The organism is Azonexus hydrophilus (assembly GCF_038368255.1).
GTDB classification, from domain to species: Bacteria; Pseudomonadota; Gammaproteobacteria; order Burkholderiales; family Rhodocyclaceae; genus Azonexus; species Azonexus hydrophilus.
The window spans coordinates 101,233-123,683 of record NZ_CP151406.1 but is presented as its reverse complement, the minus strand read 5'-3'; the positions used below and the strand labels follow the sequence as shown (position 1 = coordinate 123,683).

Sequence of the window (22,451 nt, the reverse complement as noted above, 5' to 3'; positions counted from 1 at the left end):
TTTGTCTTGCTGTTGTTGCCGATTACAGGCCGGCGTCGCTTTTCAGCAAATTGGCGCGGTCGGTGGCTTCCCACGAGAATTCCGGCTCGTCGCGGCCGAAGTGGCCGTAGGCGGCGGTCTTCTGGTAGATCGGGCGCAGCAGGTCGAGCATGTTGACGATGCCCTTCGGGCGCAGGTCGAAGTGCTTGCGGACCAGGGCGGTCAGCGTTTCGTTGCTGACCTTGCCGGTGCCGTAGGTCTCGACCATGATCGAGGTCGGCTCGGCGACGCCGATGGCGTACGAAACCTGCACCAGGCACTTGCTGGCCAGGCCGGCGGCGACGATGTTCTTGGCGACGTAGCGGGTGGCGTAGGCGGCCGAGCGGTCGACCTTGGACGGGTCCTTGCCGGAGAAGGCGCCGCCGCCGTGCGGTGCGGCCCCGCCGTAGGTGTCGACGATGATCTTGCGGCCGGTCAGGCCGCAGTCGCCCTGCGGGCCGCCGACGACGAAGCGGCCAGTCGGATTGACCAGGAACTTGATGTCGCCCTTGATCAGCTCCTTCGGCAGCACCGGCTTGATGATCTGCTCGATGGTCGCTTCGCGCAGGTCTTCCAGGCTGATGTCCGGCGAATGCTGGGTGGACAGCACGACGGTGTCGATCGAGTGCGGCTTGCCATCGACGTAGCGGATGGTGACCTGGGACTTGGCGTCCGGGCGTGCCCACGGCAGGCGGCCGTCCTTGCGCAGCATGGCCTGGCGCTCGACCAGGCGGTGCGACAGGTAGATCGGCAGCGGCATCAGCGACGGCGTTTCGTCGCAGGCGTAGCCGAACATCAGGCCCTGGTCGCCGGCACCCTGGCCGAGGTTGTCGTCGTAGGCAGCATTGACGCCCTGGGCGATGTCCGGGCTCTGCTTGTCGTAGGCGACGAGCACGGCACAACCCTTGTAGTCGATGCCGTAGTCGGTGTTGTCGTAGCCGATGCGCTTGATCGTGTCGCGGGCGATCTGGATGTAATCGACGTTGGCGTTGGTGGTGATTTCACCGGCCAGCACAACCAGGCCGGTGTTGCACAGGGTTTCGGCGGCAACGCGGGAATGCTTGTCCTGCGCCAGGATGGCGTCGAGGATGGCGTCGGAAATCTGGTCGGCGACCTTGTCCGGATGGCCTTCGCCAACGGACTCCGAGGTGAACAGGTAATCGCTCATGGAAAGCTCCAGTGGTCCTTTGATCCGGCGTTACCTGCTTCGGACCACGAGCTGGCGACGCTTTAGCAGTATTTGTGAATCGCCCCGCAAGTTGTCTGTTTAACTCGGCGATCCCATAATGATAGGCCTTTGCTGATTTCTTTCAACCCCCGGGGTCTCATGGTTTTCCTGTTCCGTCTGCTGTCGCATCTGCCGCTGTCCGCGATTCACCGGCTGGGTGGCTGGCTCGGGCGCCTGACCTATCTGTTGTCGCCGACCTATCGGCGCAACCTGCGCGGCAACATGGCGCAGGCCGGCATCGACCCGGCGCTGAACCTGCCGGCGGCGGCCGAGGCCGGCAAGCAGATGCTGGAGTTGTCGCGCATCTGGATGCGCACGCTCGACGAAGCCAATGCGCAGGTGGTGAACGTGGTCGGTCGGGGGCATCTTGAAGCCGCCCTGGCGGCCGGTAAAGGTGTCGTTTTCCTGACGCCGCATCTCGGTTGCTTCGAAATCACCGCGCAATACCTGTCTTCGTTCGGCGACATCACCGTGCTTTACCGGCCGCCGAAATCCGCCGCCGCCCAGGAGCTGATCCTGATGGGGCGCAAGCGGGCTCAACTGCATCTGGCGCCGGCCGACCTGTCCGGCGTCCGGGCGCTGATCAAGGCGCTGAAGAAAGGACAGATGGTCGGCATGCTGCCCGATCAGGCGCCGAAGACCGGCGAGGGCGTGTGGCTCGATTTCTTCGGTCGTCCGGCCTACACCATGACCTTGGCTGCCCGCCTGACCGAGACCGGCGCCGCGGCCCTGATGACCTGGGGCGAGCGCTTGCCGGGCGGGCGCGGTTACCGCATCCATTTCCAGTTGCCGACGCAGCCACTGACCGGCGATACCGTTGCGCGGGCGCAGCAGATCAATCACGAGATCGAGACGCTGATTCGCCAGTGCCCGGCCCAGTACCTGTGGGGTTACAACCGCTACAAGCAGCCGCGCGGGGCTGAGCCGCCGCCGGCTTGAGCTATGATATGACGTCTGTCAGCCAGGGCCGGGCGGCAGGGGTTTGAAAAATTCCGGACCAAACGGAGAACAAGGGTTTATCACCATGAGCAGCCTCAATATCGAAATACGCCCCGTCACCCCGCCGGATGTTCCGGCGATTGCCGCACTGGCCCGCGAAATCTGGCAGGCAACCTATCCGGGGATCATCACCCAGGAGCAGATCGACTTCATGCTCGAGCAGCGTTACGGGCACGAACGTCTTTATGATGATCTGGAAGACCTGCACAAATGGCTGTTCCAGGCCTTTCACGATGGCCGGCGCGTCGGCTTTGCCTTCAGCGAACTGAGCAAGGGCGAGTTCAAGCTCGACAAGCTCTATATCCATCCCGATGTCCAGCGTCGCGGTGTCGGGGGGCAATTGATCGAGCATGTCGCCGAACTGGCCCGCAAGCAGGGGCATCCCTGCGTGATCCTGCAGGTCAACAAGCGCAACGAGAAGGCGATCAACTCCTACATGAAGTACGGTTTCGTCGTGCGTACCTCGACCGTTGACGATATCGGCCATGGTTACGTCATGGATGACTTCGTGATGGAGAAAAAACTTTAGGAATTTGAGATAACTTACTGTCTCTGCTATTCTTTTTTCAACTCAACGGCGGAGCGATTCGTGAAGCTCAAATTTTCCAAGATGCACGGTCTGGGCAACGACTTCGTTGTTCTCGACGGCGTGCGTCAACAGTTTTCCCTGACCCTGGAGCAGTTGCGCTACCTCGGCGACCGGCATTTCGGGGTCGGTTGCGACCAGATTCTGGTGGTTGAACAGCCGACTCAGGCGGGTGTCGATTTCCGTTACCGCATCTTTAACGCCGACGGTGGCGAGGTCGAGCAGTGCGGCAACGGCGCCCGCTGTTTCGTCCGTTTCGTGCATGAGCAAGGGCTGACCGACAAGCGCGAGATTCGTGTCGAGACCATGCGCGGCGTCATCTCGCCGCGTCTCGAAGGCGACGGCAACGTCACCGTGGACATGGGCGTGCCGCGTTTCTCGCCGCAGGAAATTCCCTTCCTGCACGACGACGATGTCGTTATCTACAATCTCGACGTGGCCGACGAGACGCTGGAAATCAGCGTCGTCTCGATGGGCAATCCGCATGCCGTGCAGGTCGTCGATTGCGTCGATCAGGCGCCGGTCGGCGAGCATGGGCCGCTGATCGAGTCGCACGAACGTTTTCCGCAGCGGGTCAACGCCGGTTTCATGCAGATCGTCGACCCACATGCGATCCGCTTGCGGGTCTATGAGCGCGGTGCCGGCGAAACCCTGGCTTGCGGCACCGGTGCCTGTGCGGCTGTGGTGGCCGGCATCCGGCGCGGCCTGCTGGAGTCCCCGGTGCGTGTGACGACGCGCGGTGGCGACCTGAATATTGCCTGGGGCGGCGAAGGCCGTCCGGTCATGATGACCGGCCCGGCCGTGACTGTCTTCTCCGGAGAAATCGAATTATGAGCGCCATGTTTCCCGACGAAATTGCCGACTACCTGAAGAACAACCCCGGCTTCTTCGAACAGTACGCCGACTTGATGGCGCAGATCTTCGTGCCGCATCCGCACGGTGGCCGGGCGGTTTCGCTGGCCGAGCGGCAGATGCTGACCCTGCGCGAGAAGAACCGGGCCAGCGAGAGCAAGCTGGCCGAACTGATCGCCTTCGGCGAGGAAAATGACAGGATTTCCGAAAAGGTCCATCGTCTGGCGGTCGGCCTGATCGCGGCCGAAACCTTCCAGGCGGTGATCCATCTGCTCAATTTCCACCTGCGTGACGATTTTTCGGTGCCACACGTGGCCCTGCGTCTGTGGGACAAACCGGCCGGCATCGAGGATCTGCCGGAATTTGCTGCGGTCAGCGAGGAACTCCAGGTGTTCGCCGAGACGTTGGCGCGTCCCTACTGTGGATCGACCGCTGGATTCGGCACCGCCTCGTGGTTTGGCGAGGCCGCCTCGCATATCCGCTCGCAGGCGCTGATCGCACTGCGTAATGGCGGCGGCACCATCGGCATGGTCGCCCTCGGCAGCGAGGAAAACCAGCGCTTCTACGCCGACATGGGCACGCTCTACCTCGAGCGCATCGGCGAGATGGTTTCGGCGGCGCTGGCGCGGGTGACCAAGAGCACGCTGTGACCCCGGCCGAGGCCGTCGCTGCGTATCTCGACGAACTCGCCGAGCAGCGTCGGTTGTCGCCGCACACCGTTGCCAATTACCGGCGTGACCTGGCGCAACTGCTGACCGCCGCCGAAGGGCTGCCGCTTGACCGGTTGCTCGTCCATCACATCCGCCGTTTTGTCGCCAGCCTGCATGCCAAAGGCTTGTCCGGGCGTTCGCTGGCGCGGCTGCTGTCGGCCTGGCGCGGCTTCTTCGCCTGGCTCGGCGAGCGCGGACTGGTCAAGGTCAATCCCTGCGACGGCATGCGTGCGCCGAAGTCGCCGCGCCGCTTGCCCAAGGCGCTGTCGGTCGACGAGGCGGCGCGCCTGCTCGAACCTGCCGACGACGGCGACAGCCGGCTGGAAGCCCGCGACGCGGCGATGTTCGAGTTGCTCTATTCGTCTGGCCTGCGTCTGGCCGAGCTGGTCGGTCTCGACCGCGACGCGCTCGACGGCATTCTGCATGAAGGTGAAGTCCGCGTTCTCGGCAAGCGCAGCAAGCCGCGTCTGATTCCCGTCGGCGCCCAGGCGCGGCGAGCCCTGGTGGCTTGGGCGGCGGTCCGTGACGAACTGGCGGTGGACGATGAGCCGGCCTTGTTCATCAATCGGCGCGGCCGGCGCATCAGTCCGCGCTCGGTCGAACTGCGTCTGGCGCAACGCGCACTCCGGCTGGGTTTGCCGCAGCACGTCCATCCGCACATGCTGCGGCATTCATTCGCCTCGCACGTGCTGCAGTCCTCGGGCGACCTGCGCGCGGTCCAGGAAATGCTCGGCCATGCCAGCATCGCCTCGACCCAGGTCTATACCCATCTCGACTTCCAGCACCTGGCCAGCGTTTACGACAAGGCGCACCCGCGCGCGAAACGTTGAAGCGTGATGGCCGGCGGCGAAAACGGCCAAAAAATCAAGTGGTAATTGACCATCGGCGCGTCAACCCGGCATAATGCGCGTCTTTCAAAATTTCGCCGAAATCCGGAGTCATCCATGGCCATCAACCGTACCCGCCGCAACATCCTGGAACGCCGCTGTGTTTCCAAGTCCGTCAAGCGCCTGTTCAAGGGCGACGGCAAGACGACGTTCAAGACCATGTACGCCGTCGAGTGCCATCAGCGCAACCGCAAGCCGCTGGGCAACTAAGCCGCATCAAGCATTTCCGGCCCCGGTTATCGCAAGGTAACCGGGGCTTCTTGCATTTACCGGTCGAGAAAGTGATATGGCCCAGTTGATCCTGATGCCCGGCAAGGAACGGTCGGCGATGAAGCAGCGCCACCCATGGTTGTTTGCCGGTTCGGTCGGCCGCCTTGAAGGGCGTGCCCGTCCCGGCGACACCGTTGAGGTGCTGGCCGACAACCTGCGGCCGCTCGGGCGCGCCGCCTACAGTCCGCAGTCGCAGATCCGCGCCCGTTTCTGGACCTTCGATGCCGACGAGCCGGTCGACGACGCCTTCTTCAAGCGCCGCATTGCCGCCGCCGTCGCCCGCCGCGATGCGCTGCCGGAGTTGCGCGGCCAGGATGGTGTGCGTCTGATTCATGCCGAATCGGACGGTCTGCCCGGCGTCATCGCCGATCGCTACGGCGATACCGTCGTCGTCCAGCTCACCTCGGCCGGCGCCGACAAATGGCGCAAGGCCATCGTCGCCGGCCTGGTCAAGTCCACCGGCTGCGCCCGCGTCTACGAACGCTCGGATTCCGAAGTGCGCGCCCTTGAAGGGCTGGAACCGACCACCGGCTGGCTGCACGGCGAGGCGCCGACGGCGCCGCTGGCGATCATGGAGAACGGCGTGCGCCTGGCGGTCGATATCGCCGCTGGGCACAAGACCGGCTTCTACCTCGATCAGCGCGAGAACCGCCGCCTGCTCGGTGAGCTGGCGGCCGGCAAGGACATCCTCAACTGCTTCTGCTACACCGGCGGCTTCTCGCTGCAGGCGCTGGCCGGCGGCGCCGCGAGCGTGCTGTCGATCGATTCGTCCGGCCCGGCGCTGGCGCAGGCCCGCGCCAACCTGGCGCTCAATCCGCAATTGCCGGCCGAGCGTGCCGAATGGCAGGAGGCGGATGTCTTCCAGGCCTTGCGCGATTTCCGTCAGGCCGGCCGCAAGTTCGACCTGATCGTCCTCGATCCGCCCAAGTTCGCCCCGTCGGCGGCCCATGCCGAACGTGCCGCCCGCGCCTACAAGGACATCAACGTCCTCGGCTGTCGCCTGTTGCGCCCGGGTGGCATGCTGATGACTTACTCCTGTTCCGGCGGCATCGGCCTAGAACTATTCCAGAAGATCGTCGCCGGCGCTGCCCACGACGCCGGCCGTGATGCGCGCATCGTCCGCCGGCTGGCCGGCGCGGCCGATCATCCGGTGGCGTTGAACTTTCCCGAGGGTGAGTATCTAAAGGGCTTGCTGGTCCAGGTCGATTGAAAGTGTGATGACATTTTCCTAGCCGCTGCCGTTGCCATAAATGGGCGGTGCGTGCTAAAACAGACACTCAGCGTGTGGAGTGGTCATGGTTTTTTCCTTCTTCAAGAAGCAGCCGCAAAAAATGCCGGAACGGACGGCGGCACGCCCGCGCGCGTCTTTGCCGGAAATGAAGCTGAAACCGCCGGTTGAAGAAGCCCCTGTCTCGCTGGCACCCTTGCCAGATCTGGAATTCAGCGTTGATAAGCCGGCGCCGGCTGCGGCCAAGGCCGCACCGGCCAAGCCGGTTGCTGCTGCCGTACCGCAACGCAAGATCGATGTCGCCATGGCAATCGATGATTTCGACAGCGATTTCACCGAGTCCAGCGTCATGGCAATCGATGTCGAACACGACGTCGATCCGCTGCAGTCCGATGTCGAGCAGGTTGCCGTGTTGTTCGCCAATGGTCAGGACAGCGCCGCGCGCAGCATCCTCGAAAGTCTCTTGCGCACCTATCCCGGCGACGAGGGAATCCGCCTGTGGCGTTTGCTCTTCGATCTGCTGCAGATTCTTGGCGATCGCGCGGCTTTCGATCGTTACGGGCTGGAGTTTGCCGAACGTTTTGAATTGTCGCCGCCGGCTTGGCGGGCGGAGCAATGCCTGCAGTCAGTCCCAACTGAAAATGGGCAGGCCTTTGCGCTGCAGGGGGTGCTGACCGCCGACGATTGTCGCCAGGTCCAGCAACTGACCCAGTTGCTCGCGCAGGCCGGGGAATTACGCCTGGATTTCAGCCGGCTGGCTGGCTGTGACGATCTGGTGGCCGGCATGCTGGCCGAGGCGCTGATCGACGCGCGGCGACGCGGCAAGGCCTTGGCCCTGACTGGCGCTGATGCCTTGATCAAGCGACTGGACGAACGGCTGAAGGTTGGCGACGCGGCACATGAGCCGTCCTGGCGCCTGTTGCTCGAATTGCTGCAACGCCACGGGACGCAGGAGCATTTTGAAGAGCGCGCGGTCGATTATGCGGTGACTTTCGAGTTGTCGCCGCCCTCCTGGGAGCCGCAGCGGGTTGCCGGCAAGAGCAAACCGGTGGCGGCGGAAGCCGCCCGCGGCGCCGAGATTCATTACCTGAGTGGTGACCTGAAAAGCGAGCGGTTCGAGGACATGCTCCCGCTGCTGGAAAGCAGCGATCAGCCGGTCATCGATTTTTCCTGTGTGCGCCGCGTCGATTTCTTTTCCGCCGGGCAACTGGTCAACCGCCTGGCGCCGTTCAAGGCGGCGGGCAAGGAAATCATCATCCGCAGCCCGAACCATCTGGTTGCCGAGTTGATGGCCGTGGTCGGCCTGAACAAGCAGGCGCGCATCATCGTTCCCAAGTCTTAAAAGGGTTTTCCATGGAGCAATATCACGGCACGACGATCCTGTCGGTGCGCCGGGGCAATGTCGTCACGATGGGCGGCGACGGTCAGGTGACGCTGGGCAATATCGTCATCAAGGGTACGGCGAAAAAGGTTCGCCGCTTGTATCAGGGCAAGATCCTCGCCGGTTTTGCCGGCGGCACCGCCGATGCCTTCACGCTGTTCGAGCGTTTCGAGGCCAAGCTGGAAAAGCATCAGGGGCATCTGGTGCGTTCGGCGGTCGAGCTGGCCAAGGACTGGCGCACCGACCGTGCACTGCGTCGCCTGGAAGCGATGTTGTCGGTGGCCGACCGCGAATCGTCGCTGGTCATCACCGGCAACGGGGACGTGCTCGAGCCCGAATACGGCATCGTCGCCATCGGTTCCGGTGGCGCCTACGCGCAGAGCGCGGCGCGGGCGCTGCTGGAAAACACCGAACTGAGCCCGCTGGAGATCGTCACCAAGTCGCTGGAAATTGCCGGCGACCTGTGTATCTACACCAATCGCAACTTCACGCTGGAGACGCTGGAATGAGTGGCGCCACGATGACCCCGAAGGAGATCGTCTCCGAACTCGACAAGCACATCGTCGGCCAGAATGCGGCCAAGAAGGCGGTGGCCATCGCCTTGCGCAACCGCTGGCGGCGCGCCCAGGTGGCCGAGCCGCTGCGCCAGGAAATCACGCCGAAGAACATCCTGATGATCGGCCCGACCGGTGTCGGCAAGACCGAGATCGCTCGTCGCCTGGCACGCCTGGCCGATGCGCCTTTCATCAAGGTCGAGGCGACCAAATTTACCGAGGTCGGCTACGTCGGCCGGGATGTCGAGACGATCATCCGCGATCTGGTCGACATGGCGATCAAGGGGCACCGCGAACGGGCCATGAAAGCCAACCGCGGTCGAGCCGAGGATGCCGCCGAGGAGCGCATCCTCGACGCCTTGCTGCCGCCGGCCCGCAGCCCCGGCTTCTATGCCGAGGACTCGGCGGCGAACAGCGATAATGCGACGCGTCAGAAATTCCGCAAGAAGTTGCGCGAGGGCGAACTCGACGACAAGGAGATCGACATCGAGCTCGCCGCGCCGGCGATGCAGGCTGAGATTTTCGCACCGCCGGGCATGGAGGAACTGACCCAGCAGATTCAGGGCATGTTCCAGAACATGGGCGGCGGCAAGAAGAAATCGCGCAAGCTGAAGATCAGCGAGGCGTTCAAGCTGCTGACCGAAGAGGAAGCCGCAAAGCTGGTCAACGACGAGGAAATCAAGCTGGCGGCGGTCAAGGCGGTCGAGCAGAACGGCATCGTCTTCATCGACGAGATCGACAAGGTGGCCAGCCGCTCAGACACGCAGGGGGCCGACGTATCGCGTCAGGGTGTGCAGCGCGACTTGCTGCCACTGGTCGAGGGGACGACGGTGTCGACCAAGTACGGCATGATCAAGACCGACCATATCCTGTTCATCGCCTCCGGTGCCTTCCACCTGTCCAAGCCGTCCGACCTGATTCCTGAGCTGCAGGGCCGTTTCCCGATCCGCGTCGAGCTCGATTCGCTGTCGGTTGCCGATTTCGAGTGCATCCTGACCCAGACCGATGCCTGTCTGACCAAGCAGTACCAGGCGTTGCTGGCAACCGAAGGCGTCAGTGTCGAATTTGGCGCGGACGGGATCCGGCGCATGGCCGAAATCGCATTCCAGGTGAACGAGAAAACCGAGAACATCGGCGCCCGTCGCCTGCATACGGTGATGGAAAAACTGCTGGAAGAGGTGTCTTTCGAGGCCGGCAGGATCGGCCTCGACAGGATCTCGGTCGATGCCGCCTACGTCAATGAAAAACTTGGCGAAGTGGCGGCTGACGAGGATCTGTCGCGTTACGTCCTCTAAGGACTATCCCCGATTGGCGGGCGGCTGCCTTGCCCGCACAATCGGCTTCCCATTCCTTGCCGAGACCGAATCGTGGACGAAAGCAGCCTGACCTTCCGCCTGCTGGCGATCCTCTTTCCGATTTTCGGCATCGTCGCCGCCGGCTATTTCTACGGCCGCAAGCACAAGCCGGAAATGGCCGTGGCCAACCGGCTGAACATGGACGTTTTCGTGCCGGCGCTGGTGTTCGCGGCGATGGCCGGCAAGTCCTTCGATCTCGCCGCTTATGCGCCGCTGGCACTTGGCGGCTTCATCGTGCTTGCCGTCTGCGGCCTGCTTGCCTGGCCGATTGCCCGCTTGTGCGGTGTCCAGGCGAAGACGCTGGCGCCGCCGATGATGTTCAACAACTCCGGCAACATCGGCCTGCCGCTGGCTGTCCTCGCCTGGGGCGAAGCGGCACTGCCGGCGGCGGTGATCCTGTTCATGGTCGAGAATACCCTGCATTTCTCCTTCGGCGCCAAGTTGCTCGACCCGAAGACGCGCATCCTGATGCTCTGGCGCATCCCGGTGGTTTTTGCCGCCATTGCCGGCTTGGCCGTGGCAATTCTGAAGATTCCCGTCTGGCAGCCACTGGTCATCGCCATCAAGATGCTCGGCGACGTCTCGGTGCCGCTGTTGCTGTTCTCGCTCGGTGTCCGGATGACCGATGTTTCCTTTGGTGAGTGGAAACTGTCGGTCGGCAGCGCGCTGCTGCGGCCGCTGGCCGGCATGGTCATCGCCTACGGGGTGATTCAGTTGCTTGGCCTGGAAGGGCGTGATGCAGCGATGCTGCTGGTGTTCGGTGCCTTGCCGCCGGCCGTGCTCAATTTCCTGTTCGCCGAGCGTTACCAGCAGGAGCCACAGCGGGTGGCGTCGATCGTGCTGGTCGGTAACCTGGCTGCGCTGATCTTCCTGCCGCTGGCCCTGGCGCTGGTGCTTTAGCCCAGACGATCCATCTGCCGCCGGTCGCGTTTGGTTGGCCGGCCGTGGATCTCGGCGGCGGGTTCGTGGGTGAATTTGCGCCGCATCTGCTCGGCTTCGCGCGCGGCGATACTCTCCGGCGTTTCCTCGTAGAGCAGGCGCGCTTCCGCTGCCGGGCCGCGCTTTTCGGACAGGCCGAGAATGGTGACCTGCCAGCGGGTTTCGCTGTTGCTGATGTCGAGCCGGTCACCGACCTTGACCTCGCGCGCCGGTTTGGTCGGCGCACCGTTCAGCTTGATCTTGCCGCCGCCGACCGCATCGGTGGCCAGGCTGCGCGTCTTGAAGAAACGCGCGGCCCACAGCCACTTGTCGATACGGACGCAGCTCATCAGTGGCCTGCTTCGCAACTGGCGAAAGATGAAAGCTCGCCTTTGCGTCCCTGGCGTTGTTGCTCATCCTCGCGATAGCGATGGCTATCGCTGCGGTTCGCGCCTAGCCAGGAACACAAATTCATCGCGTTCATTGTGTTTCGCCAGTCACGAAGCAGGCCACTACGGCAGGACGGATTCGCCGGCGTAGAGCTGTTCGACGGTCTCGCGCTGGCGGATGACGTGGACCTGGTCGCCATCGACCATGACTTCAACGGCGCGTGGCCGCGTGTTGTAGTTCGAGGCCATGGCCATGCCGTAGGCGCCGGCCGACATCACGGCGAGCAGGTCGCCCGGCTCGATATTCAGCGGCCGTGCCTGGCCGAGGAAATCGCCGGTTTCGCAGACCGGGCCGACGACGTCGTAGTCGCGCGTGGCACCGGCGCGCGGCACGACCGGGTCGATGTCGTGCCAGGCTTCGTACAGTGCCGGGCGCATAAGGTCGTTCATTGCCGCATCGATGATGGCGAAGTTCTTGGCCTCGCCTTCCTTGAGGAATTCGACGCGGGTGAGCAGCAGGCCGGCGTTGCCGACCAGGCGGCGGCCCGGTTCGAGCACGACCTTGAGGCCGCGGTTCTGCAGCTTGTCGAGCAGAGGATTCAAGTAGGAAGCGACGGTAGGCTGCACCTGGTCGGCGCGGTACTTGATGCCGAGGCCGCCGCCGAGGTCGATGTGATGGACCTGAATGCCTTCGGCCGCGAGCTGGTCGATCAGCGCCAGGATGCGATCGAGCGCTTCGGCGAATGGCGATGGATCGAGGAGTTGCGAGCCGATGTGGCAGTCGATGCCGGCCACCGCGATGTTCGGTAGCGCGGCGGCACGGCGGTAGAGCGCCAGCGCGTCGTCGTAGGCGACGCCGAACTTGGCTTCCTTGAGGCCGGTCGAAATGTAGGGATGGGTCTTCGGATCGACGTTCGGATTGACGCGCAGGCTGACCGGCGCCGTCTTGCCGAGCTGGCCGGCGACCTCGTTGAGGCGCTCGATTTCCGGGATCGATTCGATGTTGAAGCAGAAGATGCCGGCTTCAAGCGCCAGCTTCATTTCCGCCGCCGTCTTGCCGACGCCGGAGAAGACGACCTTCTGCGGATCGGCGCCGGCCGCCAGCACGCGCTGCAACTCACCGCCGGAAACGATGTCGAAACCAGCGCCGAGACGGGCGAACAGGTTGAGGATGGCGAGGTTGGAGTTGGCCTTGACGGCGTAGCAGACGAGCGCGTCGGCACCGGCCGGATGGGCGCCGAGGACGTCGTGAAACTCCTTCAGCGATTCGCTCAGGGCGGCACGGGAGTAAACGTAGGCCGGCGTGCCGAATTGTTCGGCGATGGTCGGCAGAGCGACGGATTCGGCGTGCAGGACGCCGTTCTTGAGGGCAAAGTGGGTCATCGGGCGGGGCTGCGTTGAGCCGTGCTACCATCTGCCGCGCCGCCCTTGGGCGGTAATTCGAGCGGGCCCTTCATGCCGCAGGCGGCAAGGCTCAGGATGATCAGTACGGCAGCGATTCTGGACATGTTTGGGGCGCGGTCGGCGAAGTTGAGGATGTTAGCACACCATGGATGACAGCGAATTCAATGTCCGGGCCGAGCAGGCCATGAGCAGAATCGAGGCTGCGCTGGAAGTAAGTTCGGCCGATATCGATTTTGAGCTGGCGAGCGGCGGGGTGCTGGAGATCGAGTTTGCCGACGGCAGCAAGATCATCGTCAATCGACATGCGGTGGCCCGGGAAATCTGGGTTGCCGCGCGCAGTGGTGGTTTTCATTTTCGCTGGAACGGGCAGGCCTGGTGCGATACCCGTGATGGCGTCGAGTTGATGGCGCGCTTGTCTGTGCTCGCCAGCCAGCAGGCTGGCGAGTCAGTCGTGCTTGGGTAGTCAGTTGTTGCCCATGAGTTGACGCAATTCGGCCGGTCGGCCGTCGGGGGCTGGTGCGGCTGGTGGGGCTCCCGCAGGGCTTTGCGGCTGGGTCGCATTTTCTCCCGGCAGATTTTCGGTGTAGACGTGGCTCGTGGCTGCGCCAGCCTCATTGGTCAGTGCACTCAGTCCGCCAGGCATCATGGGGAGTTGCTCCGGAACCTTGCGCAGGGCGGTGTTCATGTAGCCGATCCAGATCGGCAGCGCGGCGACGCCGCCGGTTTCACGGTTGCCGAGCTTTTTCGGCTGGTCGAAGCCGACCCAGGCGCAGCCGGCAACGGTCATCTGGTAACCGCAGAACCAGGCATCGACGTACTCGTTGGTGGTGCCGGTCTTGCCGGCGAGATCGCGTCGTTTCAGTTGGGTCGACGCGCGGGCAGCGGTGCCGTAGATGGTGACATCGCGCATCATCGAGTCGGTCAGGTAGGCATTGCGCGCGTCGATGGCGCGAATCGATTCGTCGCCAGCCTGCAGTGGGCTGGCCATGGCAACGACCTGATCCTTCTCGTCACGGATTTCGCGCACGACGTAAGGCGTCACGCGATAGCCGCCGTTGGCGAATACTGCATAGCCGGAAACCATCTGCCAGGGGGTAACCGATCCGGCGCCGAGGGCCATGGTGAGATAAGGCGGGTGCTTGTCAGCGTCGAAGCCAAAACGGGTGACGTAATCCTGCGCGTATTGAGGGCTGATCGCCTGCAGCAGGCGTATCGAGACCATGTTCTTCGATTTGGCCAGGGCGGCGCGCATGGTCATCGGTCCTTCGTACTTGCCATCGTAGTTTTTCGGCGCCCAGGCCTGCGAGCCGGTTTCTCCCGCCGAGATCATGATCGGTTCGTCCTCGATCATGCTGCCCGGGTGAAAGCCTTTTTCCAGTGCGGCAGAGTAGATGAAGGGCTTGAAGCTGGAGCCGGGTTGGCGCCAAGCCTGGGTGACGTGGTTGAACTTGTTGCGGTTGAAGTCGAAGCCGCCGACCAGGGCGCGGATGGCACCGTCGCCCGGCTCGATCGCGACAAACGCGGACTCGACTTCCGGCAACTGGCTGATCTGCCAGTGCCCCTTGGCGTCCTTGATTACCCGGACGATGGCGCCGCGCATGATGCGCTTTTTGGGGGGCGCCTTGTCGTCGAGCATGCGTGCCGCAAACTTGATCGACTCACCGTTCAGTGTGATCGTTTCGCCGCCTTTGACGTAGGCGCGGATGCTGCCAGCGTCGGCTTTCAGAACCAGTGCTGGACGGAGATCGCCGGCGTCGTTGATGTCCTGCAGCAGGACGTCGATGCCTTCGTCGTGCTCGGAGGTGATGTTGGTCATGTCCACATGGGCTTCGGCACCCCGGTAGCCGTTGCGCCTGTCGTAGGCGAGCACACCTTCGCGCAGCGCACGGTAAGCGGCCTCCTGTTCGTCCCGGATCAATGTCGTGTAGACCTTCATGCCACGGGTGTATACATCTTCTGGAAAACGCTCGGCAGCGATCTGGCGAGCCATTTCGGCGACGAATTCGGCATTGACGGCGTATTCGGAGAGCTCGCGCTTGATGATCAGGGGTTCCTTGAGGGCGAGCGCATGTTGCGCCTCGGTGATGTAGGAGAGTTCGAGCATCCGCCGCAGGACATATTCCTGGCGGATTCTGGCGCGTCTGGGATTGACGATCGGGTTGTATGCCGAGGGCGCCTTGGGCAAACCGGCCAGCATGGCCGCTTCGGCGATCGAGATGCTCTGGAGTGGTTTGCCGAAATAAATTTGCGCTGCTGCGCCGAATCCATAGGCGCGTTGGCCCAGGAAAATCTGATTGATGTACAACTCGAGAATCTGATCCTTGCTGAGATTGCTCTCAATTTTCAAGGACAGCAGGGCTTCATAGAGTTTCCGGGTGTAGGTCTTTTCGGTGGTCAGGAAAAAATTCCTGGCAACCTGTTGCGTGATCGTCGATGCCCCCTGCTTTTTTCCTCCGCTCAGCAGATTTGAGCTTGCTGCACGAATGATGCCGGTATAATCGATGCCGATGTGCTGATAGAATCTATCGTCTTCAGCAGCCAGAATGGCTTGTTTCATTATCTCCGGCACATCGCCGATGGTCACGACGGCGCGACGTTCTTCACCGAACTCGCCGATCAGATGGCCGTCTGCTGTGTAAACCCGCAAGGGGACTTTCGGCCGATAGTCTGTCAGTACCTCAAGAGAGGGCAGGTTCGGGTAGGCCAGCGCGATAATGATGGCGGCAACTGCCACTGCGATGGCGATGAGTCCGGTGATGGCAAGGAGAGGATAAGTGAGCAGTCGAAGCAGGGGAGGCATTGGCACAGGCGGTGTGGCGACGGTGTTGGCATTATACGCTGTGGCAATTCACCGGGTATAAAAGTGCTTTACACTGTGAGGGCTTGTTGCTAGCATCTGAAGTGAATTATTGGTTCTTCTTCTAAGATCGTAATCTGTAAGGACTTTTCTGGGGGTGTGGTGGGCTTCGATATCTCCGCTTTGCTGAATCCGAAGGCGCGCCCTTTGCTCGGGCTCGATATCAGTTCGTCGGCTGTCAAGCTGGTTGAACTGACCGCCAACGGAAAGGAAGGGTATCGCGTTGAGCGCTACGCCATTGAGGTGTTGCCCAAAGACGCGGTATCGGATGGCAATATTGCCAATCTTGAGGCTGTGGTCGATGTCGTCAAGCGAGCCTGGAAACGTCTGGGAACCTCGACGCGCAATGTGGCCCTGGCGCTGCCTGCCTCTGCGGTCATCACCAAGAAAATCATTGTTCCGGCCGGTTTGCGGGAAGAGGACCTCGAGGTGCAGGTCGAGACCGAGGCGAATCAATACATTCCTTTTTCCATCGATGACGTCAATCTCGACTATCAGGTGCTTGGTCCGGCGCCGGCTGTGCCGGACGAGGTCGAGGTCCTGATCGCGGCTTCCAAGAAGGAACGTGTCGAGGACCGGGTGGCGGTTGCGGAAGCGGCCGGCCTGAAGGCGGTAGTGGTCGATGTCGAGTCTTACGCAACTTTGGCTGCTTTTGAGTTGATCGAGCGGCAGTTGCCGGAAGGTGGGCGGAATCAGGTCGTGGCCCTGATCGATGCCGGCGCAAACCTGATGAATCTGACGGTCATGCGTAACGGGGTGCAGGTCTATGCCCGCGAGCAGGCCTTCGGCGGAAGTCAGCTGACGCTGGATATTTCGCGCCATTACGGCATGTCCCTCGAAGATGCCGAAGCGGCAAAGCGTTCGGGAAATCTGCCTGAAGGCTATGAAGCAGAATTGTTGAATCCCTTCATGGAAAACCTGGCGCTGGAAGTGTCGCGGGCGCTGCAGTTCTTCTTCACTTCGACCCAGTTCAATCAGGTGGATCATGTCGTCCTGGCCGGTGGTTGTGCCGTCATTCCGGGTATTGACGAGGTCGTGGCCACGCGTACGCAATTCAATACGCTGATTGCCAATCCTTTTGCCAACATGCTTCTGTCGGATCGGGTCAGGGCGCGCAGTCTGCTCGCCGATTCGTCTTCGTTGATGGTTGCGTGTGGCCTGGCGTTGCGGAGGTTTGATCCAGCATGATACGCATCAACCTGTTACCGCATCGGGAAGAGGCGCGTAAGGCAAGGCGCGAACAGTTCTATGTCCTTGCCGGTCTGATCAGCGTCCTGGCAATCGTCGCGATTTTTGCCATCTATTCCTTGATCGATGCCCAAATCGAAGCGCAGGGCAGAAAGAATGACTTCCTGAAGCAGGAAATCGCTCTGCTGGACAAGCAGCTGGAGCAGATCAAGCGGCTTCGCGAACAAACCCAGGCCTTGCTGGCGCGTAAGCAGGTCATTGAGGATCTGCAGCGTGATCGCGGGGAAACCGTGCATTTGCTCAGCGAATTGGTGCGCCAGGTGCCCGAGGGGGTCTATCTGAAGTCCCTGAAGCAGGAAGGGGTCAATGTCAATGTCACTGGTTATGCCCAGTCGAATGCCCGGGTTTCCGCGTTGATGCGCAACATCGAAGGCTCCTCTTGGATGGAGAACCCGCGTTTGATCGAAACCAAAGCGGTGGTACTCAATGGGCGCCGGGTTAACGAATTTGGCATGGACTTCACCTTGAGCCGTGCGGCGGTCGAGGAGAAACAGCAATGAAATCCAAGTCGCTTGCCTTGCCCGAAAAACTGCGCCAGGTTGATTTCCAGGCGGTCCTGGATGATTTTCGCCATCTGAATCCCAACGATCCGGGTGCTTGGCCTTTGGTTCCCAAGGTCACGATACTGGTCGGCTTGTTTTTTGCATTGTTGTTGGCGGGTTGGTGGTTCGTCTGGAACGATCAGCTGACTACTCTGGAAAGCCGGGAGAGCGAGGAGCTTGCGCTCAAGGATCAGTTTCTGCTGAAAAAGCGACAGGCAATCAATCTGGATCTTTACACCCAGCAACTCGCAGAAATTGATCGCTCCTTCGGTGCCTTGCTGAAACAGCTGCCGAACAAATCCGAAGTCGAGGCTTTGTTGATTGAAGTCAACCAGGCAGGTCTCGGGCGTGGGCTGCAATTTGAACTATTCCGGCCGGGGAGCGAGGTGGCCAAGGATTTCTACGCCGAATTGCCGGTGACGGTGAAAATCAATGGTTCGTATCACGATATTGGCGCGTTTGCTGCAGACATTGCCAAGTTGCCGCGTATCGTGACGCTGAACGGCATATCGGTCATGCCGCTGAAGGGTGGCGATTTGACGCTGGACGCGACGGTGAAGACGTTCCGCTACCTTGATGAGAGTGAAGTTGCCCAGCAGAAACGTCCGGAAAAGGGAGGTGGAAAGTGAGACTTCCGCTTCTGGTATCAGTATGTGTAATGCTTGTAGCCTGCTCTGGCGGCGATCACGAGGATTTGCGGCAGTGGATGGACGAAAATACCCGTGACCTGCGTGGTCGGGTGACTCCGATCCCGGAAGTGACACCCTACGAGCCCGTACCTTACGAAGTGAATGACCTGGTGGCGCCATTTACGGCCAGCAAGATCGAGCCAGATTCGAAATTCCGCCAGGGGGCTGGCAAGGGAGGGCAGTATCAGCCGGATTTCGAGGCCAGGGAACAGCGCAATAGCGTACTGGAAAAGTACCCTCTGGAATCGCTGACGATGATCGGTCACATGATCATCAACAACCGTCCGATCGCGGTGATCAAGTATGAGGATAGCGTCAGGCAGGTGAAGGTCGGCGACTATTTGGGGCTGGATTTCGGCATGGTGACCGAAATTGCCGAGAACGAACTGAAATTGCGGGAATTGATTCAGGATTCTGCCGGGGAGTGGAGCGAACGCCAGAGTTCGCTGTACCTGCAGACCACGGAGGGGAGCGGTAAATGAAATTGTTCAACTACGCAGTGGCGATTGCGGCGACCTGCCTTGTGGCGGCCTCTCCGGTCCGGGCGGAAAAGCCGGCAGCAAATGCGATCGAGGCGGTCAATGTTGCCCAACAAGGCAATGAGACGGCGGTGAAAATCGATCTGCGCGAAGCACTGGCGACGCCTCCGGCCGGGTTTGCTGTGGCCAATCCGGCACGTATTGCTTTCGACTTTCCGTCTACGGCAAACGCCTTGGGAAAAACCACGCAGGTGCTGAATGAGGGCGATTTACGCAGCGTCAATGTCGTTCAGGTGGCGGACCGTACGCGCTTGGTGCTCAACCTTGTGCGCAACATGAATTACCGTACGCGTATCGACGGCAAATCCCTTTATGTGACCCTTTCGCCGATTGAGCGTCTCAGTGATACGGTTGCCGAGCGAACGGTCCGGTTTGCCGAGGAAAGTGTCGTTGGCGCCCGTCATGCCGTTCGTGATGTCATGTTCCGCCGCGGACGCGATGGTGAAGGGCGGGTGCTGGTCGACCTGAGTGATGCCGGCACCGGAATTGATATTCGCAAACAGGGACCTAACCTGATTGTTGATTTCATGAAGACGAGCTTGCCAGATCACTTGCGTCGCAAGCTCGACGTCACCGATTTTGCGACACCTGTTGTCGGTGTCGAAACGCGCAGCATCGGCGAGAACGTGCGCATGACCATTTCGCCAAAGGGTTTGTGGGAACACAATGCCTATCAAACCGATAACCAGTTCGTGATCGAGGTCAAGAAGATCGTCGAAGATCCGAACAAGCTGGTTCAGGGAAGCAAGATCGGTTATCAGGGACCACGCGTCAGCATCAATTATCAGAACGGTGACGTTCGGGCTCTGCTGCGTCTGATGGCCGAGGAGTTGGGTCTGAATGCAGTGATCAGCGAGACCGTCACCGGGACGACGACCCTGGTTCTCAAGGATGTTCCGGCGGATCAGGTTATCGATATCATCTTCCAGCAAAAAGGGCTGGACATGCGCAAAAACGGCAACATCGTCATGATTGCGCCGCGTGATGAGATTGCCACACGCGAGAAGCTCGAGTTCGAATCGCGCCAGCAAATCAGTGAACTCGAGCCCTTGCAGATGGAACAGTTTGTATTGAATTACCAGCGCGCTGTCGATGTGGCCAAATTGTTGGCAGGAGATACTTCCTCGGATCAGGGTGGGGCGACCTCAACGCAGCGTATCCTCAGCAAGCGGGGTAATGCGGTCGCGGATCCGCAATCGAATATCCTGTTCGTCAACGACATTGCCACCAAGCTGGATGAAATTCGGACATTCATCAGGACGATTGATGTCGGCGCACGTCAGGTGCTCATTGAAGCGCGTATCGTTGAGGCCAGCGATGATTTCAACAAGTCGATTGGTGCGAAGTTGAATTTGATCAATTCGAAGACGAGCAGCATCACAAATACAGGAATTAATTTTGTGGGCGGGAGTGTCAGGCCTGGAACCTATAGCTCGACGACAACCGATGGTGTCACAAAGATCACCTCGACAGAGCCAACGATAACTCAGACTCCAATGGGGGGGGTCAATCTGCCGTCATTCAAATCGACTGGTGGCACAATGGCTTTCTCTTTGTTCAATTCCGGTGCAACGAGAATTCTCAACATGGAGATTGCTGCACTTCAGGCTGACGGCTTGGGCAAGCTGATCTCCAGTCCGCGTGTGATTACAGCTAACAACGTGCGCGCCAAGATTGAAGACGGTACCGAGATTCCCTACGTGACCACCTCCAACAGCGGGGGGGTGGTTACACAGACGGTCAGTTTCAAGCCGGCCAAGCTCTCGCTTGAGGCAACGCCGCAGATTACGCCTGAGGGGACCGTCAAGATGGCGCTGTTAATCAAGAAGGAAGAGGCCGACTGGACGCGTGCTGTGCTGGGTAATCCGCCGATTAAAAGCTCCATTGTCGAGACTAATGTGGTTGTCGAGAACGGCGGTACGGTGGTTGTCGGTGGTGTGTTCATCACCAATAACCAGTCCAAGGTTGAAAAAGTGCCGCTGCTCGGTGATGTTCCCTTCTTTGGCTGGTTGTTCAAGTTCAAGAACGATTTCGGGAATCGTCGCGAACTGCTGATTTTTATCACGCCGCGCATCATTTCTGAGAAGCTTCGTCTGGATTGATTTCTGGCAGGCGTAGAGGGAAAAGGCCGGCTTTGCCGGCCTTTTTTGTTCATTGGCCCGAGTCGGCTAGAATCGCGGCGTGAACACGCAAACCAACATCTATCTGGTCGGCCTGATGGGGGCCGGCAAAACGACGATCGGGCGCCAGTTGGCAAAGCGCCTGGAGAGAAATTTCTACGATTCCGACCACGAAATCGTGGCGCGTACCGGTGTGCCCATCCCCACCATCTTCGAGATCGAGGGGGAGGATGGTTTTCGCAAGCGGGAGCAGCAAACCATCGCGGAACTGTCGACGATGTCGAACATCGTGATGGCGACGGGGGGCGGGGCGGTATTGTCGGCGGAGAATCGCCGTTGCCTGCGCGAAAGTGGCTGGGTGGTGTACCTGAACGTGCCGCCCTTGATGCTGTATCAACGCACGCGAAATGACCGCAATCGGCCCTTGTTGCAGGTTGAGGATCCGCTGGCGCGCCTGGAGGCACTGCACGCGGAAAGGGACCCGTTGTACCGTGAAACGGCGAGTCTGGTGGTCGAGGGCGGACAACTGGTGGCCGCCGGGGTGGTGCAGCATTTATTGAGGGAGTTTGGTCGCCTATGTTCGAAAACCTGATGCGCACGCTTGAGGTGTCGCTGGCTGAGCGCAGCTATCCGATTCACATTGGCCCAGGCTTGCTTGATCGTGCTGATCTGCTGCTGCCTGCGATCAAGGCAAAGAAGGCTGTGGTTGTTACCAATGAAACCGTGGCGCCGCTCTATCTTGAGCGCCTGAGCAAGACTTTGCGTCAGGGCGGTGTGGTCGTTCAGACGGTGATTCTGCCGGATGGTGAGTCGTTCAAGAACTGGGAAACCCTGAATCTGATATTCGATGCCTTGCTGGGTACGCATTGCGAAAGAAGTACCCCGTTGATTGCGCTGGGTGGCGGTGTCATCGGCGACATGGGGGGCTTTGCTGCCGCCTGCTATCAACGCGGCATGCCGTTCATCCAGGTGCCGACGACCTTGTTGTCGCAGGTGGATTCATCGGTCGGTGGGAAAACGGCAATCAATCATCCGCTCGGAAAAAACATGATCGGCGCCTTCTATCAGCCTCGCCTCGTGCTGGCTGACATTGCAACGCTCGATACCCTCCCGGACCGGGAATTGAAGGCGGGTCTGGCCGAGGTCATCAAGTACGGTCTGATCCGCGATCCGGAATTCCTGGTCTGGCTGGAGGCCAATATCGAGCGCGTGCTGGCGCGTGATCAGGCGGCCTTGATTCATGCGGTCGAGCGTTCCTGTGCCAACAAGGCAGAAGTGGTGGCGTGCGATGAGCGCGAGAGTGGCGAGCGGGCGTTGTTGAATCTGGGGCATACCTTTGGTCACGCAATCGAGACCGGGCTCGGTTACGGCACCTGGTTGCACGGCGAGGCGGTGGCTGCGGGCACGATGGTTGCATGTGAATTGTCGCAAATACTCGGGTGGCTGGTGCCGGCGGATGTGCGCCGGGTCAGGGAACTATTCTCCCGGGCTGGCTTGCCGGTTGTCGCGCCGCCCCTGGGGGTGGCGCGTTATCTCGAGTTGATGCGGCACGACAAGAAGGTGCAGGACGGACGCTTGCGTCTGGTTCTGTTGCAGGAGATCGGACGGGCGGTTTTGTCCGATGTGGCGAGCGACGAACAGATTGCCGAGGCCATCCGGAAGGCCGGCACCTGATTG

Annotated in this window: 24 protein-coding genes; 19 read left to right on the top strand and 5 right to left on the bottom strand. The window is 61.0% G+C overall.

All coding sequences use genetic code 11. The features are described from left to right. Positions 1 to 22: 22 nt before the first annotated feature. Complete coding sequence (metK, locus tag AADV58_RS00530; protein ID WP_341743774.1) at positions 23 to 1,186, bottom strand: methionine adenosyltransferase; 1,164 nt, start codon at positions 1,184 to 1,186, stop codon at positions 23 to 25. Positions 1,187 to 1,345: 159 nt separating this feature from the next. Here metK and AADV58_RS00525 point away from each other — a divergent pair, with 159 nt between their 5' ends. From AADV58_RS00525 to AADV58_RS00475, 11 genes are all read left to right on the top strand, one after another. Next, a complete protein-coding gene (locus AADV58_RS00525) occupies positions 1,346 to 2,185 on the top strand; it encodes a lysophospholipid acyltransferase family protein (RefSeq protein ID WP_341743773.1) in 840 nt (279 codons plus the stop codon). 85 nt (positions 2,186 to 2,270) lie between these two features. Next, positions 2,271 to 2,774 carry a GNAT family N-acetyltransferase gene (locus AADV58_RS00520; RefSeq protein WP_028994099.1) on the top strand — a complete coding sequence of 168 codons (504 nt, stop codon included), beginning with the start codon at positions 2,271 to 2,273 and terminating at the stop codon, positions 2,772 to 2,774. 60 nt (positions 2,775 to 2,834) lie between these two features. Continuing rightward, positions 2,835 to 3,665, top strand: a complete 831-nt coding sequence (gene dapF / locus AADV58_RS00515; protein WP_341743772.1) for a diaminopimelate epimerase — start codon at positions 2,835 to 2,837, stop codon at positions 3,663 to 3,665. Then, the gene (locus AADV58_RS00510; RefSeq protein ID WP_281983227.1) at positions 3,662 to 4,333 is read left to right on the top strand and encodes a DUF484 family protein; all 672 of its coding nucleotides are present in this window, start codon (positions 3,662 to 3,664) and stop codon (positions 4,331 to 4,333) included. The genes dapF and AADV58_RS00510 overlap by 4 nt, the downstream gene beginning before the upstream one ends. Continuing rightward, positions 4,330 to 5,223, top strand: coding sequence for a tyrosine recombinase XerC (gene xerC / locus AADV58_RS00505; RefSeq protein ID WP_028994102.1), 894 nt, complete (start codon positions 4,330 to 4,332; stop codon positions 5,221 to 5,223). The genes AADV58_RS00510 and xerC overlap by 4 nt, the downstream gene beginning before the upstream one ends. Before the next feature lie 114 nt (positions 5,224 to 5,337). Then, positions 5,338 to 5,490, top strand: coding sequence for a hypothetical protein (locus AADV58_RS00500; protein WP_169720478.1), 153 nt, complete (start codon positions 5,338 to 5,340; stop codon positions 5,488 to 5,490). A 76-nt stretch (positions 5,491 to 5,566) separates the two neighbouring features. Continuing rightward, the gene (locus AADV58_RS00495; RefSeq protein ID WP_028994103.1) at positions 5,567 to 6,760 is read left to right on the top strand and encodes a class I SAM-dependent rRNA methyltransferase; all 1,194 of its coding nucleotides are present in this window, start codon (positions 5,567 to 5,569) and stop codon (positions 6,758 to 6,760) included. A gap of 85 nt (positions 6,761 to 6,845) precedes the next feature. Then, positions 6,846 to 8,120 (top strand): STAS domain-containing protein, encoded by a 1,275-nt coding sequence (locus AADV58_RS00490; RefSeq protein ID WP_051295248.1) that lies wholly within the window; start codon positions 6,846 to 6,848, stop codon positions 8,118 to 8,120. Positions 8,121 to 8,131: 11 nt separating this feature from the next. Continuing rightward, a complete protein-coding gene (gene hslV, locus AADV58_RS00485; RefSeq protein WP_028994104.1) occupies positions 8,132 to 8,668 on the top strand; it encodes an ATP-dependent protease subunit HslV in 537 nt (178 codons plus the stop codon). 11 nt (positions 8,669 to 8,679) lie between these two features. After that, the gene (gene hslU / locus AADV58_RS00480; protein WP_341744563.1) at positions 8,680 to 10,008 is read left to right on the top strand and encodes an ATP-dependent protease ATPase subunit HslU; all 1,329 of its coding nucleotides are present in this window, start codon (positions 8,680 to 8,682) and stop codon (positions 10,006 to 10,008) included. Between the two features lie 87 nt (positions 10,009 to 10,095). Then, the gene (locus tag AADV58_RS00475; protein WP_424243855.1) at positions 10,096 to 10,968 is read left to right on the top strand and encodes an AEC family transporter; all 873 of its coding nucleotides are present in this window, start codon (positions 10,096 to 10,098) and stop codon (positions 10,966 to 10,968) included. On the opposite strand, the gene AADV58_RS00470 is transcribed toward AADV58_RS00475, so the two are convergent. The 3 genes from AADV58_RS00470 to lptM all read right to left on the bottom strand — a co-directional run bounded on the left by AADV58_RS00470 (position 10,965) and on the right by lptM (position 12,883). Further along, the gene (locus AADV58_RS00470; protein ID WP_341743770.1) at positions 10,965 to 11,336 is read right to left on the bottom strand and encodes an RNA-binding S4 domain-containing protein; all 372 of its coding nucleotides are present in this window, start codon (positions 11,334 to 11,336) and stop codon (positions 10,965 to 10,967) included. The genes AADV58_RS00475 and AADV58_RS00470 overlap by 4 nt on opposite strands. Positions 11,337 to 11,498: 162 nt before the next feature. Then, complete coding sequence (lysA, locus tag AADV58_RS00465) at positions 11,499 to 12,758, bottom strand: diaminopimelate decarboxylase (protein ID WP_341743769.1); 1,260 nt, start codon at positions 12,756 to 12,758, stop codon at positions 11,499 to 11,501. Continuing rightward, entirely contained in the window at positions 12,755 to 12,883 is a 129-nt protein-coding gene (lptM, locus tag AADV58_RS00460) for an LPS translocon maturation chaperone LptM (RefSeq protein ID WP_081700079.1), read from the bottom strand. Before lptM ends, lysA begins: the two co-directional genes overlap by 4 nt. 41 nt (positions 12,884 to 12,924) lie before the next feature. Here lptM and cyaY point away from each other — a divergent pair, with 41 nt between their 5' ends. Next, positions 12,925 to 13,242, top strand: coding sequence for an iron donor protein CyaY (gene cyaY, locus AADV58_RS00455; protein ID WP_341743768.1), 318 nt, complete (start codon positions 12,925 to 12,927; stop codon positions 13,240 to 13,242). Here the strand turns inward: cyaY and AADV58_RS00450 are convergent, their stop codons facing one another. Further along, positions 13,243 to 15,579, bottom strand: coding sequence for a penicillin-binding protein 1A (locus AADV58_RS00450; protein ID WP_341743767.1), 2,337 nt, complete (start codon positions 15,577 to 15,579; stop codon positions 13,243 to 13,245). 159 nt (positions 15,580 to 15,738) lie between these two features. On the opposite strand from AADV58_RS00450, the gene AADV58_RS00445 reads away from it, so the two are divergent. The 7 genes from AADV58_RS00445 (at position 15,739) to aroB (ending at position 22,448) form a co-directional block, all read left to right on the top strand. Next, a complete protein-coding gene (locus AADV58_RS00445; RefSeq protein ID WP_081700080.1) occupies positions 15,739 to 16,824 on the top strand; it encodes a pilus assembly protein PilM in 1,086 nt (361 codons plus the stop codon). Continuing rightward, the gene (locus AADV58_RS00440) at positions 16,821 to 17,384 is read left to right on the top strand and encodes a PilN domain-containing protein (protein ID WP_028994112.1); all 564 of its coding nucleotides are present in this window, start codon (positions 16,821 to 16,823) and stop codon (positions 17,382 to 17,384) included. Before AADV58_RS00445 ends, AADV58_RS00440 begins: the two co-directional genes overlap by 4 nt. Next, positions 17,381 to 18,055 (top strand): type 4a pilus biogenesis protein PilO, encoded by a 675-nt coding sequence (locus AADV58_RS00435; protein WP_043420661.1) that lies wholly within the window; start codon positions 17,381 to 17,383, stop codon positions 18,053 to 18,055. The genes AADV58_RS00440 and AADV58_RS00435 overlap by 4 nt, the downstream gene beginning before the upstream one ends. A 29-nt stretch (positions 18,056 to 18,084) precedes the next feature. Beyond that, entirely contained in the window at positions 18,085 to 18,597 is a 513-nt protein-coding gene (locus tag AADV58_RS00430; RefSeq protein ID WP_081700081.1) for a pilus assembly protein PilP, read from the top strand. Further along, complete coding sequence (gene pilQ, locus AADV58_RS00425; protein WP_341743766.1) at positions 18,594 to 20,756, top strand: type IV pilus secretin PilQ; 2,163 nt, start codon at positions 18,594 to 18,596, stop codon at positions 20,754 to 20,756. Before AADV58_RS00430 ends, pilQ begins: the two co-directional genes overlap by 4 nt. Before the next feature lie 79 nt (positions 20,757 to 20,835). Next, positions 20,836 to 21,366, top strand: coding sequence for a shikimate kinase (locus tag AADV58_RS00420; protein ID WP_028994116.1), 531 nt, complete (start codon positions 20,836 to 20,838; stop codon positions 21,364 to 21,366). Further along, the gene (aroB, locus tag AADV58_RS00415; protein ID WP_341744562.1) at positions 21,366 to 22,448 is read left to right on the top strand and encodes a 3-dehydroquinate synthase; all 1,083 of its coding nucleotides are present in this window, start codon (positions 21,366 to 21,368) and stop codon (positions 22,446 to 22,448) included. Before AADV58_RS00420 ends, aroB begins: the two co-directional genes overlap by 1 nt. The last annotated feature ends 3 nt before the right edge of the window (positions 22,449 to 22,451 follow it).